We start from the raw sequence: 14409 nt of genomic DNA on the forward strand, positions 1-14409 counted from the left end.
CTCTCAAGGCTGAGCACCGATTAGAGGTTCTGCTGGACGTGGCCGGGTTAGCCCGGTCCACGTTCTTCTACCACCAAGCCAAACTCAATGGCCCCGATCCACGGGCGTCCCTGAAGGCCGCTGTCACTGACATTTTTACGAAGAACCACGGCCGGTACGGGCATCGCCGGATCCATATTGAACTGTTGAAGCAAGGATGGACGGTCGCCAAGAAGACGGTTCTGAAGCTGATGCGTTCCCTCCGGCTGGTCTGCAAGGTCCGAAGCAGGAAGCGGTACAACTCCTACCAGGGCGAGCATGGCATCGTGGCCCCGAACCTGCTGAAACGCCAGTTCGACGCGGACGCCCCAGACCAGAAGTGGGTTACCGATGTGACCGAGTTCAGCGTCGGCGACAGGAAACTCTACCTCTCACCGATCATGGACCTGTTCGACCGGCAGATCATCTCCTACGCCATTGGGACCTCGCCCAACCTGGAACTGACCAACTCCTCATTGCGCGGCGCCTTGGCCACGCTGGAGAACGGGGAGAAACCCTTCGTCCACTCAGACCAAGGGTTCCAGTATCAGCACAACTCCTGGCGCACACTCCTGGAGAACGCCGGCGCCGTCCAATCAATGTCACGCAAAGCCAACTGCTACGACAACGCCGTCATGGAGAACTTCTTCGGACACCTGAAGGAAGAGCTCTTCCACCGCGTCCGGTTCCTCAACACCGACGCACTCGCATCAGCGCTGCACGCATACATCAGCTGGTACAACACCGAAAGAATTTCCACCAAGCTCAAGGGCTTGAGCCCGGCACAGTACCGTGCTCAGATGCTTGCGGCTTAGGTCCCAATTAGAAGCACAGCTGGACTAGGGTCCCCCCATTAGACCGCAGCCGAACGCGCCCTTGCCTGTCTGCACGACGATAAACACTCTGGCTTCGGCAGAAGGCTCCTGAGCAAATATCTCGCCCCCTCCGGCTGTCCTGCCTTGAGAGGTTAGGGCGGATACATCGTGTTCGGCGGGCTGTGGGTTGGGACCACAGTTATATTCGCGGTCGGCAAAGTGCACTTTGGACGGAACTTCCTTGGGCGACAGGACCCAGTCCGATGTCTGTTGATGGACGTTCCATAGCCGGACGCCGGCAAAAATGCCCGCCAGCACCAACACGGAAACCATCAAAGACAAAGCGATTCGCGTCCCCCGGCTCATGGACCAAACGATCCACGAATACGGCATGAAGGTCAATGAACGGGCTAAACCCAGGTGCAGCTCTCGTACCCCTTCGCTTGGCAGGTAGTACAAACACGCAGAAGTCCCCGCCCCAAATGAACTGCTCCCCGGAAGTTGGACTGAGAAATTCAGTTCCGACTTCCGGGGAGCAGTTTTATGCATGCACGTAGTTCGTTGTCTGAGGTTCAGCGTGAGGCCGCTGTAGCGTGGTTTGAGAAGGGCATCGCGGATAGTGCGGCGGCGACGTTGCTAGGGGTGTCCCGCCCGCCGATAAGGGTTCTCTATCGGCGGTGGAAGATCCATGGTCGAGGAGCGCTGGTGGCCAAGCCGACGAAACAGGTGTACTCGTTCGAATTCAAGCTCGCGCTGGTTGAACGGTTTATCGCCGGTGAGACTGCCCCGGATCTCGCGGCGGAGGTGGGTTTGTCCTCGCCCACGCTACTGAAGACGTGGGCCCGGGCGTATCGCCGCGAGGGCCCGGACGCATTACGTCCCAAGTCCAAGGGCAGGCCTAAGGCACCTGATGCCCCGCAGCCGGCCGAGGTATCGGAACTGGAGCGGTTACGGCGGGAGAACGAACGGTTGCGGGCGGAAGTGGCTTACCTGGGAAAATTGCGGGCCTTGAGGGCGCAGGAACGACGGTGAAGGTCCAAGCCCTCATCGCTCTCAAGGCTGACTTCCCGCTTCCGGTCCTGCTGCAGGCAGCATCTCTTGCCAGATCGACGTTCTTCTATCATCAGGCACGCATCCAAGGCCCTGATCCGCAGGAGTCCATCAAGGCCGCTGTCAGGGAAATTTTCGAGAAGAACCATGGCCGGTACGGGCACCGGCGGGTCCACACCGAGATGGTCAAGCAAGGGTGGACGGTCGCGAAAAAGACCGTTCTGAAGCTCATGCGGTCCCTGAATCTGGTGTGCAAGGTCCGGCGGAAGAAGCGTTATAACTCCTACCAGGGCGGGCAGGGCCGGGTTGCTCCGAACGTGTTGAACCGGGAGTTCGAGGCTGATGCCCCGAACCGGAAGTGGGTAACGGATGTGACGGAGTTCAGCGTCGGCGACCGTAAGCTCTACCTTTCGCCGGTTATGGATCTTTTCGACCGGCAGATCATCTCCTACTCGATCAGCCCGTCTCCGAATCTGGAGCTCACCAATAATTCGCTGCGCCAGGCCCTTGCCTGCCTTGAGGATAACCAGCAGCCACTCGTGCATTCGGACCAGGGCTTCCAGTACCAGCACGTCTCGTGGCGAAAACTCTTACAGGAAGCCGGCGCGAGCCAGTCGATGTCACGCAAGGGCAACTGCTACGACAACGCCGTGATGGAAAACTTCTTCGGCCACCTTAAGGAAGAGCTCTTTCACCACGTGCGATACCTCAGCACCGACGCCTTGGCAGGGGCACTGCACGAATACATCCGCTGGTACAACACCGAAAGAATCTCGACAAAGCTCAAGGGCCTGAGCCCGGTGCAATACCGGACCCAGACCCTCGCGGCTTAGGCTCTTATTTAGTCAGTCCAACTTCCGGGGAGCAGTTCAAAATGGGACGGGGACTTCTGCGAAGAGCCGATCGCTGGCCGCTAAGGTGGATACATCGCATTTGCGAGTCCAACTTTCGGGGACCAGTTCAGAGGGGCGGCCTTTCCTGTTGGGCCTGGTTTTTGTTGGGCCTGGTATTTCTTGGTTCTGGTTTTTGTTTGTCCTAGCGGGAGCGCTGGCGGAGGCGCTGCATGTCCAGGATGACCACCGCGCGGGCTTCGAGGCGCAGCCAGCCGCGCTGGACGAACTCGGCCAGGGCCTTGTTGACCGTTTCGCGGGAGGCGCCCACCAGCTGCGCCAGTTCTTCCTGCGTGAGCTCGTGGGCCACCAGGACGCCGTCGGTAGCCGGCCGGCCGAAGCGGTCCGCCAGGTCCAGCAGCGCCTTTGCCACGCGGCCGGGGACGTCGGAGAACACAAGGTCCGAGAGGGAGTCGTTGGTGCGGCGCAGGCGGCGGGCCAGGGCCTGCAGCAGCTGGGCCGAAACCTCCGGGCGGGTGCGCAGCAGGGCGTTCAGGCTCTCGTTCTTCAGCCCGGCCAGCCGGGTTTCGGAGACCGCGGTGGCGGTGGCGGTGCGGGGGCTGGGGTCGAACAGCGCCATCTCACCAAAGAGCTCGCCCGGGCCGAGGATGGCCAGGAGCGATTCACGGCCGTCGGGCGAGGTGCGGCCAAGCTTTACCTTGCCGGAGACGATGAAGTACAGCTGGTCACCCTGGTCACCTTCGCGGAACACCGAAGCGCCGCGGGACAGGTCCACCTCGGTGAGCTCGTCCGTCAGCAGCCGGAATGCGTCGTCGTCGAGCGTGGCGAAAAGGGGTGCTCGGCGCAGTACCTCGATGTCCATGAAATCTCCTGAGTAAAAGTATCGGCTGTGGCGCTTGTGCCATTGTTTCAGAATTTTCAACGTTCTGTGACGAACTTGGCAGCCGAAACGCCTGCGGGCAACCGAATGCAGGTCTGCCGGAGGGCGGTGCACGCCACAGAAGATTGTCAGCGTCCGCCACTAGAATGGGGGTTCAACTGTAAATAAGGAGCCTTTGTGGTCGGCCTGACTGTCCTGGACATCGTCCTGATCCTGGCGCTGCTGTCATACCTGATCTATGGCCTCCGCAACGGGTTCCTGGTCACTGTCGGCGGCCTCGCCGGGTTTGCTGCCGGTGCCATCGCCGCATTCTTTGCCGTCCCCCTCGTCAGCACCTTTGTCGAGGACTCCGGGTGGAGGCTTACCGCCATCATCGCTGCCGCCGTCGTGCTGATGGCCGTGGGACATGGCCTGGGCACCATGGCCGGGCGGCAACTGCGCGGCGTGGTGCGGATCCGTCCCTTGCGGGCGGTGGACCGGCTGGTGGGCGGGGCGCTGAACCTGGTGGTCTCCGCGCTGGTCATGTCCATGCTGGCGTTCAGCGTCAGCTCCCTGGGCGTGCCTTTCGTGTCCCAGCAGCTGGCCGAGTCCAAGGTGATCCGCTTCATCGACGGGCTCACCCCCACCCCCGTCAAGGCCACCATGGCGCAGCTGCGGTCCACCGTGATCGGCAACGGCATTCCCACGTTGATCGAAGGGCTGGACCAGGGCCAGGCGGTCCAGGTGCCCAACACCAGCACCAACACTCCGGCGCTGAACAAAGCGGCGCAGTCCGTCCTGAGGATCGCCGGCACTGCCTACGAATGCGGCCAGAACCAGACCGGCAGCGGCTTCGTGGTTTCCCCGGACCGCGTGGTGACCAACGCCCATGTCGTTGCGGGCGTGTCGCAGCCGGTAGTGGAGATGCCCGACGGCGGTGCGATGCCCGGCCGCGTGGTCTACTTCGACACCAAGCGGGATCTGGCGGTCCTGGCGGTGGACAACCTGCCGTCCCGGCCGCTGCCGCTGAGCCGCGACCTGCCCGGCGGCAGCCAGGCCGCGTTCGCCGGGTACCCGCACGGCGGGCCTTTCCAGTCCAAGCCCGCCACCGTGCAGGACATTGCCACGGTCCTGGTCCCGGACATCTACGGGAACAACCCGTCCCCGGAGGACATCTACCGCCTTGCCGGGGACGTGCAGCCGGGAAACTCGGGCGGCCCGCTGCTGACCACTGACGGCCAGGTGGCCGGGGTGGTCTTTGCCAAGGCAACCTCTGACGCCGAGGTGGGGTTCGCCATCACCATGAACGATCTTGACCCGGTCGCGGAGCAGGCACCCGCATTGTCCACACCCGTCTCCTCCGGGCAGTGCATCCAGAAGTAGCGGCTCCCGGCTACAGGACCTCGGCCAGGTAGTCGATGGCAAGTTTGTAGCCGAACACCCCGGCACCAACGATCACCGCCGCGCAGACCGGCGACAGGTAGGAGTGGTGCCGGAATTCCTCGCGCTGGTGCACGTTGGTGATGTGCACCTCGACGGCGGGCACCTGCACCGCGGCCAGGGCGTCACGAAGAGCAACGGACGTGTGCGTGAAGGCGCCGGCGTTCAGGACAATGCCCACCGCGGTGGCCCGGGCGGCGTGGATGGTGTCCAGCAGGACGCCTTCGTGGTTGGACTGGACGCACTCCACTGCGAAACCGTGCCGCTCTCCGGCGGAAGCGGCCAGCCGCTCCACATCGGCAAGGGTGGAGGTGCCGTACTTCTCCGGCTCCCGCGTACCCAGCAGGTTCAGGTTGGGGCCATTGATGACCAGGATGGTGCCGCGGCCGGCTTCGACGGTGGAGGAGGCTTCAGTCATGCCTGCAAATCTATCGGTTGGCCCTGCCCGCCGCGCATTCTTACGTCCGGATGCGCGGCGGGCAGGGGGTCCAATGGCGGTTTAGAGGGCCGTCGCCTTCAGCAGCAGGGCATGCTCGGGGTTCAGCACCGGCATCGGCAGCCCTACCTCCGCCAGGAAACGGCCGTTGGCAACGGCTCCACCGGCAAGCCACACCGGCGGTTGCGCCTGGGTGAAGGTGTGCGCGTAGTCGGCGTCCTCCTGGACGGGGGCGAGGACCTCAACCCGGTAATTCCGCTCCGGCTCCAGGCCGGGGAGGCCCATGCGTCCGGGCTGCTCCGCGGCAGAGGTGCGCGTGCCCACGACGGCGAACAGGGCCGCCGTCGTGCTGTCCGCGATGGACCCGTCCGCCACCACGCCGTGCAGCAGGAAGGCATCATCGGCGACGTCCGCGTGGACACGGCGGCCGCTGTGGATCAGGTCCCGGTGTTCCTTGTACAGGCCCACGATGCGCCGAAGTTCGTCGCGCTCCTTGCCCTGGACGCTCCGGACGTCCCATTCCATGCCAAAGTGGCCGAACAGGGCGGTGATGGCCCGGAAGGACAGGTCGTGCGTGCGGGCGGTGGTGTGCGACGTGGTGGGGCCGATGTGGCTGCCCACCAGCTCGGGCGGGACCACCGCGCCGGTCCAGCGTTGGATGGTCTGCCGTTCCAGCGCATCGTTGCAGTCCGAGGCCCAGATCCGGTCGGTCCGCTCCAGGATGCCCAGGTCCACGCGCGCGCCGCCGGAGGAGCAGCTTTCAATCTCCACGCCGGGGTGTGCCTTGCGGAGCTCGTCGAACAACCGGTACGCGGCGAGGGTCTGCGCGTGGACGGAAGGGGCGCCGGCGTGGCCGTGTTCCACGAGGTCGCGGTTCTGGTCCCACTTCAGGTAGCTGATGTTGTTGCCGGACAGGAGCCCGTCGATCCGGTCGTAGATGTACTGCCACGCGTCCGGGTTCACCAGGTCGATGACGTGCTGGTTGCGCCACTCCAGGGGCAGCCGGCCGCCGTCCTTGTGTGCCTTCGCCGACGGGCCCACGATCCAGTCAGGGTGGGCGCGCGCGATGTCCGAGTCAAGGTTGACCATCTCCGGTTCAACCCACAGCCCAAACTCCATGCCGCGGGAGGTGACGGCGTCGATGAGGGGGGCCAGGCCGTTGGGCCACAGGGTTTCGTCCACGTACCAGTCGCCCAGGCCTGCATGGTCGTCCCGGCGGCCGCGGAACCAGCCGTCGTCGAGCACGAAGCGCTCCACGCCGAGGTCGGCGGCCGATTCCGCCAGTTCGGTCAGGATGTCCAGGTTGTGGTTGAAGTAGACGGCCTCCCAGACGTTGAGGACGACGGGCCGCGGCTTGCCGGCGGGCAGGCCGGTGGACGCGGCGGGCAGGACATGGTGGGGACGGGAGCGGAACCAGCTGTAGAACGCCTCGGTAATGCCGTCCAGGCCGTGGTCGGAGTAGGCGGCGAACAAAGCGGGGGTGGTGTAGCGGGCACCTGGTTCAAGGATGACTTCGGCGGGACCCAGCAGCTCGGAACCGCCGATCATGGTCCGGCCGTCGCCGATGGTGTCGGCGAACTGTTCATGGTTGCCGCTCCAGGCCAGGTGGGTGGCCCACACCCTGCCGTGCCGGTTGCCGAAGCCCTTGGTGCCGGCGGCGAACAGCAGGGAGGAATCGTGGCCGGTGCGGCCGTGCCGGCCGGTGCGAACCCAGGTGCCCTGCTGGATGGGGCGGCGCTGGGGATGCCGCTCGCGGCACCAGCGCCCGGTCAGGTCAAGGAGTTCGACGGCGTCCGGTGCCACGGGCAGGACGGTCGCCAGCTCGTCCACCTGGAAAGGCGTGGTTCCCTCATTGGTGATGGTGTGGCGCAGTTCCAGCAGGCCGCCCGCATGAAGCGCAAGGGACGTGGCGACGCTCAGGCCCGTGTCGCCGTCGGCCTGCACGATGGTGGCGCAGGATCCTTCGGTGCTGACGGAGGTGACGCGGAGGCGGGAGGAGAAGTCCAGGCCGGCGCCGCTGTCCGTGATCCTGTGGCCACGCAGGGCCGGGCGCCCGCGCCAGGCCGAGGAAGCCTGGGGGAGGAGGCCCGCGGGAACGCGGACGTCGATCGACGAGGGCGGCACCGCAGCCGTGAGGATGGCCAGGTCCGGCAGGTCTGCGCCCAGCTCGGCGCCCCAGTGGATGACTTCGGCCTCTCCGCTGTCGAAGCTGATCACCAGGCTGGTGCCGGCGGAACGGAGGTGCAAGGGATCCATAGGGAAGTCTCTTTCAGTGTTCAGGGATTGCGTCGTCACGAACGCGCAAAAGGAAAATCACGGGAAGGGGAGGCCGGGTGCCGCCGCCGCGAGGAGGGGACGGCGGCACCCGGCCGGGTGGCTGCGACCACATACGCAGCCACGTGCGGGGGTTACTTGAAGAGGGCGTTGACCTGGTCGTTGGCGGCCGTCAGGGAGCTGGCCTTGGATTTGCCGGAGACCACGGAGTCCATGGCCGGCTTCATGATGCCGTCAACCTTCGCGGCGTTGTCAGCGATCGGGTAGAGGAACGTGGTGCCGTCCTTGACCTGCTGGCTGAAGGGGGTGACGTCCACGCCCCTGGCCTTGAAGGCTTCCACGGCCTTGTCTGCGGAGGTCTTGATGGCGGGGAAGACGACGGCCTTGGAAGCCACCACGTCCTGGCAGGCGGCGGAGCCGAGGTATTCGACCCACTTGATGGCGGCTTCGGGCTTCTTGGTGCCGGCGTAGATGGAGTCCGCCAGGCCGTTGTACATGCTGGCGCGCTTGCCGTTGACACCCACCGGGGTGGGGGCGATGCCCACCTTGACGTCCTTGTAGCCGGTGTACTGGCCGATCATCCAGGAGCCGTTGGCGTTGATGACGGACTTGCCGGCGGCGAAGGTATCGGCCATGCTGGCGCCCACCGTGGTTTCGAGCTTGGGCATGTAGCCCTTCTCCACCAGCCCGGCGAACCAGTCGATGCTTTCCTGGAACTTGGGGTCGTCGTAGTTGAAGTGCTTGCCCCACGGGTTCTTGTCCGTGTGCGTCCAGCCGGTGGTGCCGGTCAGGTAGCTCCATTCGGTCTGGCCCTGGCCGGAACCGGAGCCGTTGAGGCCGAGCCCGTAGACGGCAACGTTGTTCTTGTCGAAGCCGGGCTCGTCGCCGCGCTTGCCGTTCTTGTCCACGGTCAGGTGGGCGATGGTCTTTTCGTACGAACCGCCGTCCTTCGGATTCCACGTCAGGTTGGCCATCTGCTCCGGGGTGACGCCGGCGTCCGCGGCAAGTTTGGTGTTGTAGAACAGCGCGATGGTGTCCCAGTCCTTGGGAAGTCCGTAGCGCTTGCCGTCCTGGCCCACCCAGAGGTCCGCCAGGCCGGAGTTGTAGATGCCGGTGTCGATGTTGTCCTTCTTGACGGCGTCGTCCAGGGCGAGCAGCTGCTTGTTCTTGATGAATTCGGGGTACTTGCCCAGGTGGTCGGTGAAGACGTCCGGGGCGGTGCCTGCCACGAATCCGTTGGTCAGGGTGCCCCAGTAATCGTCCCAGCCGCGCTGGGTGACCTTGACGGTGATGTCCGGGTTGGCCTTGTGGAAGTCGTCGGCGCACTGCTTGTAGGCGGGGAGCTGGTTGGCGTCCCAGAGCCAGTAGTTGATCTCGCCCTTGCCGGCTTCCGCGGAGCCGCCGCCTCCGCAGGCGGAGAGGGCCAGGACTGCTGCCGCGGCTGCTGCGAGGGAGCCGAGTGCTTTCTTGTTCAGGTTCATGGGGGTCCTTTCAGGGTGCTTCCGGGCAGGCCGCCGTGGCGCGCGCCGGGAGGGGGAATTTCGAGGGAAGGGGTGATTACTTGATGCCGGAGAAGCCGATGGAGTTGACGATTTTCTTGCCGAAGATGGCGAACAGGATCAGGACGGGAAGGGCGGAGACCAGCGTGGCCGCCATGAGGCCGGACCAGTCCGGCGCTCCCTGCGGCGATTGGGACTTGAACACGCCCAGGCCCACCGTGAGGACGCGGACGGACTCCTCCTGGCCCACCAGCAGCGGCCAGAAGTACTCGTTCCACTGGCCGATGAAGGTGAGCAGGGCCAGGGTGGCGATGGGGGCTGCGGCGTTTGGCAGGATGATCTGGAAGAAGATCCGAAGGTGCTTGGCGCCGTCGAGCATTGCCGCTTCCTCCACCTCGCGGGACATGTTCAGGAAGAACTGCCGGAGGAAGAAAATGGCGAACGGGGTCATGAAGATGTAGGGGAGTACCAGCCCCGCCATGGTGTTGAGCAGGCCCAGGTTCTTGATCAGGAGGAAGTTGGGCAGCGCGGTGAAGATCGGCGGCACCATCATGGTGGCCAGGAACAGGCTGAAGACCAGGTTCCGTCCCCGCCACCGCAGCCGGGCGAAGGCGTAGGCGGCCATGGCGCTGAAGAACACTGCGCCGGTGGTGGTGATGGAGGCAAAGAGCACGGAGTTGCGCAGGTAGATCCAGAAGTCGATTTGCGCGCCGGATCCGCCCTGGGACACTGCCTCTTCGGGGGACTGCAGGCCGAAGACGCGCTGGAATGCGCCCAGGCTGAATTCTGCGGGCAGCAGGTTGGTGGCGTTGCCGGCCAGGGCCCCGTTGGTGGACAGTGCCGTCCGGAGGATCCAGTAGAAGGGGAGGACCGAGACGGCCACGGCGATGGCCACAAGGAACCAGGCGGCGGTGCGGCGCCAGTTGAACGGACGACGGCGGGTGGCGGGCCGGGCGGGTGCGGAGACTTTTGCGGTGGTCATGGAAGTGTCCTTAATCCAGGTCTGATTCGTTGCCCTTGAGGAACTTCATCTGGATGAAGGCCACCAGGGCGAGGATGACGAAGAGGATGACCGCCAGGGCGGAGCCGTAGCCGAAGTCCGATTCCGTGAAGGCCTTTTGGTAGATGTAGAACTGCAGCACCCGGCTGGCATTGACGGGTCCGCCCAGGGTGGTGACGGCAACGGTGTCGAACACCTGGAAGGAACCGATGACGGTGACGATCAGGACCAGCGCGAGCACCGGGCGCAGCAGCGGCATGGTGATCTTGCGGAATGTTTGCCAGGGTGAGGCGCCGTCCAGGTTGGCCACTTCGTAGACGTGGCTGGGAATGGCCTGCAGGCCGGCGAACAGCAGCAGGGCGGTGTAGCCCATGTGCCGCCAGGTGTTGATGAGGGCCTGGGTGGGGATGGCCCATTCCTCGCTGCCGAAGAATGCCACCTTGGGCAGGCCGATGGCGTCGATGAAGTAGTTGACGATGCCGATCTGGTAGTCCAGAAGCCAGAACCAGAGGAGGGCGGCGATCACGTTCGCCATCAGGTACGGCAGCAGGAGCGCGCCGCGGATCACGGTTGATTTGGCTACCCGGTGCATCAGCAGGGCAAGCCCCAGCGCGAGCGTGGTCTGGAGGAGGATGTTGATCAGGACGTACTGCCCGGTGACAGCCAGCGCATTCCAGAACAGGGGGTCCTTGGCGATGGCCTCGTAGTTGGCGGCACCGATCCACGTCGGGTCGCCGAGGATGCTGTATTCGGTGAAGCTGAGGTAGATGCCCCGCAGGGTGGGCACCAGGTAGAAAACGATAAATCCGATCATCGCCGGGGCTATGAAGAACAATGCGATCTTCAGGTCGCTCTGTCCCCGGCGCTTCAGCGGCCGGTGCGCTGCGTGCACTGCCGGGCTGGCGTTCCTGGTAAGGGTGGTCATCGTCGACCCTTTCCTGAGTGTGATGGAAGTAACAGGCTGGAAAGAAATCTACACGAGTAGATATTGGACGGCAAGGGCTTATTTCAATGTTTCAAAACCAGGGCAATTACGCCAGTGACTGGATATTGACTCGAGTAGATGCGGGTGAAACACTCGGAGAAACTTCAATCGGAAGGCAGACAATGACGTTCTCCATCGGCATCGTGGGCGCGGGCCAGTTCGGCAGCCAGTTCGCACACCTGTTCAACCTGCATCCCGGCGTCAGTGCGGTCTATGTTGTGGACGAGCTGCCGGAGCGGGCTGAATCCGTGGTCCGAAGGCTGGATCTTGCCGGCGTCGTGCCCGACTTTGACGCCCTTCTGGCCTCCGACGTCGACGCCGTGGCGGTCTTCACCCAGCGCTGGACGCACGGACCCCTGGTGGAGCGTGCTCTCCGCGCCGGCAAGCACGTCTACTCAGCCGTGCCCATGGCGGTTGCCGAAGAGGAGATCGCCCGCATCATCCAGGCCGTCCGGGACACCGGCAAGGTGTACATGATGGGTGAGACCAGCTACTACAACCCCGCCACCGTGTATGCCCGCGAACAGCAGGCGGCCGGCAGGTTTGGCCGGGTCTTCTACTCCGAAGGCGACTACGTCCACGACATGGACCTCGGCTTTTATGACGCCTACCAGTACAGCGGGGGCGAGCGGTGGAAGGAGACGGCAAGCTACCCGCCAATGCTCTACCCCACCCATGCGATCGGCGGGGTGCTGGGGGCCATCCCGACGCACGCCGTCAGCGTCAGCTGCGTGGGCGTCAAGGACCAGCGGGATGACGGGGTATTCGACAAGGACGTCAGCATGTTCGGCAATGACTTCTCCAACGCCACGGCGCTCTTTGAACTGAACGACGGCGGCGTGATGCGCACCAACGAGATGCGCCGCGTGGGCTATCCGTCCCACATCCGCGAATCGCGCTTCCGGTTTTTTGGCACGGAGGCAAGCTTTGAACAGCTCGCCAGGGTCACCGTCTGGCAGGACAAACAGAATGTCCACGACATCTCCGAGCAGATGGAAACCCGGCCCAGCATGTCCCTGGACGATCCCTCACTGGCCAACGTGGCCCCGGAACTCCGGGACGCATTCGTGTCGGGACTCGCTCCCGTCCACGACGCCGGACGGTTGCCTGAGGAGTTCCGCGGCGCACCGAACGGGCACGAGGGAAGCCACCATTTCCTGGTGGACGACTTCGTCACGGCGGTCAATGACGGCACACTGCCGCCCGTGAATGCGTGGGTGGCCGCCCGCTTCACCCTCCCGGGCATCGTGGCCCACCAGTCCGCCCTGCAAAACGGCGTACGGCTTCCCATCCGTGACTTTGGGGATGCGCCGGGTATGAGTGGTTAGCATGGACAGCATGACTTCCCCGGCCGCGCAGGCCTCCCGCGGCGGCCCGGTGACCCGCAAGGATGTGGCGCGCTATGCCGGCGTCAGCACCGCCGTCGTCAGTTACGTGGTCAATGGCGGACCCAAGAAAGTGGCGCCGGCCACCGAAGCCAAGGTCCAGGACGCCATCCGCGTCCTGGGCTACCGGCCCAACGCCGCCGCGCGGGCGCTGAAGCTCGGCTCAAGCGAGACCCTGGGGCTTATCGTCCCGGACATCTCGAACCCGTTCTTCTCACTGTTTTCGCACGCCGTGGAGGATGCCGCCGCAGACCTGGGGTACGCGCTGGTGCTGAGCAACTCGGACGGAAACCTGGCCAAGGAACGCCGCAACATCCGGAACCTCGCCGCCCGGCAGGTGGACGGCGTCCTGCTGGCCAGCGTCCTTTTCGAACCCGATCTCGAGGCGCTGGAAACGGCGGACATCCCGTCCGTGCTGCTCAACCAGGAACGTGACGCCCCGGGCTTCAACAGCATCGGTGTGGACCTGGCGGCCGGAGCCAGGATCGCGGTGGAACACCTGATCAGCCATGGCCACACCAACATCGGCCTGGCCATGGGAACCAACGTCTCCGGGGAGACCGACGGCCGTGAAGTAGGTTGGCGGCAAGCGCTCCAGGAAGCTGGTCTGCCCGAGGGGCCCATTGCCTACAGTGCCTTCACCCGGCCCGGAGGGTACGTGGCCGGGCAACGCCTCCTGGCGTCAGTGAACCGGCCAACGGCCGTCTTCGCCACGTCCGATATGCAGGGGATTGGACTGCTGCGGGCCATCCATGAAGCGGGACTGTCTGTTCCGGGCGACATTGCCGTGGCGTCTTTTGACGGCTCGGCCGACTCTGAATACTCCTGGCCGCCGCTGACCACCGTTGAGCAGCCGGTGGCGGCCATGGCGGAGGCTGCCGTGGCGGCACTCGTTGGAGCCAGCCGGGGGGAGGACCCGCGGCACCGGATCTTTCCCACCAAACTGCACGTACGCCAATCCTGCGGCTGCCCCTAGCCGGCCGACTGCATGGCGGGCAGGCGCAGCCTGGTCCGCTCCTGCAGGACCCGCCGGGCCTCCGGGCCAAGTCCGGAATCGCTGATGACCTCATCCACGTCATCCAGGGCGGCGATGGAACTGATGCCCAGCATTCCCCATTTGGTGTGGTCGGCCAGCACCACTGTCTTGCGCGCTGCTGCCATGAAGGCCCGGTCGGTTTCGGCTTCGAGCAGGTTGGGTGTGGTGAAGCCCGCCTCGGCATCCATCCCGTGGACGCCCAGGAACAGCACGTCCAGGTGCAGTTGCTTGAGGGCGCCCGTTGCGATGGGCCCCACCAGGGCGTCTGAGGGCGTGCGCTCGCCGCCCACCAGGATCACGGTGGAGGAGTAACGGGCCGAGCCGGACGAGGCAGCGTGGTGGAAGAGGTCCGCGATCCTGACAGAGTTGGTGACCACCGTGATCCGCGGCCCTCCAACCAGTTCCTTGGCCAATGCCCACGTGGTGGTGCCGGCACCCAGGCCGACCGCCATGCCCTCGTGGACCAGGGCGGCCGCCTCCACGGCGATGGCGCGCTTCTCCGCGGTCAACTGCGTGGACTTCAGCTCGAAACCGGGCTCATGCGTGCTTGCATCCCCCGGCAGCTTGGCGCCGCCGTGGATTCGTTCCAGCTTGCCGCCCTCCTCGAGCAGCTCGATGTCCCGCCTCACCGTCATCAACGAGACGCCAAGCTGGGTGGCGAGGTCCGAGACCCGGACCACCCGCTCCCGCTGGACGGCATCCAGGATTGCTTGGTGTCGGGCGGCAGGCAGCATGGAGGCGGATCCTTCAACGCGGGTGGC

At 64.9% G+C, this 14409-nt stretch carries 13 protein-coding genes; 6 read left to right on the top strand and 7 right to left on the bottom strand.

Features of this window, described 5'->3' with window-relative positions; all coding sequences use genetic code 11:
* The first annotated feature begins 32 nt into the window (after positions 1-32).
* From ACV095_RS03405 to ACV095_RS03415, 3 genes are all read left to right on the top strand, one after another.
* Positions 33-833, top strand: a complete 801-nt coding sequence (locus tag ACV095_RS03405) for an IS3 family transposase (protein WP_263422050.1) — start codon at positions 33-35, stop codon at positions 831-833.
* A 705-nt stretch (positions 834-1538) separates the two neighbouring features.
* The gene (locus ACV095_RS03410) at positions 1539-1865 is read left to right on the top strand and encodes a helix-turn-helix domain-containing protein (protein WP_018772270.1); all 327 of its coding nucleotides are present in this window, start codon (positions 1539-1541) and stop codon (positions 1863-1865) included.
* Positions 1862-2716, top strand: a complete 855-nt coding sequence (locus ACV095_RS03415; protein WP_056388138.1) for an IS3 family transposase — start codon at positions 1862-1864, stop codon at positions 2714-2716. Before ACV095_RS03410 ends, ACV095_RS03415 begins: the two co-directional genes overlap by 4 nt.
* 202 nt (positions 2717-2918) lie before the next feature.
* Here ACV095_RS03415 and ACV095_RS03420 read toward each other — a convergent pair whose 3' ends face one another.
* Complete coding sequence (locus tag ACV095_RS03420) at positions 2919-3596, bottom strand: Crp/Fnr family transcriptional regulator (protein ID WP_011775987.1); 678 nt, start codon at positions 3594-3596, stop codon at positions 2919-2921.
* Positions 3597-3791: 195 nt separating this feature from the next.
* Between ACV095_RS03420 and ACV095_RS03425 the strand changes: the two genes are divergently transcribed.
* Complete coding sequence (locus ACV095_RS03425; protein WP_134164154.1) at positions 3792-4976, top strand: MarP family serine protease; 1185 nt, start codon at positions 3792-3794, stop codon at positions 4974-4976.
* A 10-nt stretch (positions 4977-4986) separates the two neighbouring features.
* Here the strand turns inward: ACV095_RS03425 and aroQ are convergent, their stop codons facing one another.
* From aroQ to ACV095_RS03450, 5 genes are all read right to left on the bottom strand, one after another.
* Positions 4987-5451, bottom strand: a complete 465-nt coding sequence (gene aroQ / locus ACV095_RS03430) for a type II 3-dehydroquinate dehydratase (RefSeq protein WP_478222908.1) — start codon at positions 5449-5451, stop codon at positions 4987-4989.
* 81 nt (positions 5452-5532) lie between these two features.
* Complete coding sequence (locus tag ACV095_RS03435; protein WP_478222909.1) at positions 5533-7725, bottom strand: alpha-galactosidase; 2193 nt, start codon at positions 7723-7725, stop codon at positions 5533-5535.
* 152 nt (positions 7726-7877) lie between these two features.
* Positions 7878-9224: an ABC transporter substrate-binding protein gene (locus ACV095_RS03440; RefSeq protein WP_478222910.1), complete on the bottom strand. Its 1347-nt coding sequence runs from the start codon at positions 9222-9224 to the stop codon at positions 7878-7880.
* A 76-nt stretch (positions 9225-9300) separates the two neighbouring features.
* Entirely contained in the window at positions 9301-10224 is a 924-nt protein-coding gene (locus ACV095_RS03445) for a carbohydrate ABC transporter permease (protein ID WP_478222911.1), read from the bottom strand.
* Between the two features lie 10 nt (positions 10225-10234).
* Entirely contained in the window at positions 10235-11167 is a 933-nt protein-coding gene (locus ACV095_RS03450; protein WP_018768970.1) for a carbohydrate ABC transporter permease, read from the bottom strand.
* A 182-nt stretch (positions 11168-11349) separates the two neighbouring features.
* Between ACV095_RS03450 and ACV095_RS03455 the strand changes: the two genes are divergently transcribed.
* Together ACV095_RS03455 and ACV095_RS03460 are read left to right on the top strand one after the other, a co-directional pair.
* Entirely contained in the window at positions 11350-12555 is a 1206-nt protein-coding gene (locus ACV095_RS03455) for a Gfo/Idh/MocA family protein (protein ID WP_478222912.1), read from the top strand.
* 10 nt (positions 12556-12565) lie between these two features.
* Complete coding sequence (locus ACV095_RS03460) at positions 12566-13588, top strand: LacI family DNA-binding transcriptional regulator (protein WP_018768968.1); 1023 nt, start codon at positions 12566-12568, stop codon at positions 13586-13588.
* Here ACV095_RS03460 and ACV095_RS03465 read toward each other — a convergent pair.
* On the bottom strand, positions 13585-14382 hold the full coding sequence (locus ACV095_RS03465; RefSeq protein ID WP_018768967.1) for a DeoR/GlpR family DNA-binding transcription regulator: 798 nt from the start codon (positions 14380-14382) through the stop codon (positions 13585-13587). The genes ACV095_RS03460 and ACV095_RS03465 overlap by 4 nt on opposite strands.
* Positions 14383-14409: the final 27 nt, after the last annotated feature.

The sequence above is a fragment of the Arthrobacter sp. JDC6 genome (assembly GCF_056484025.1).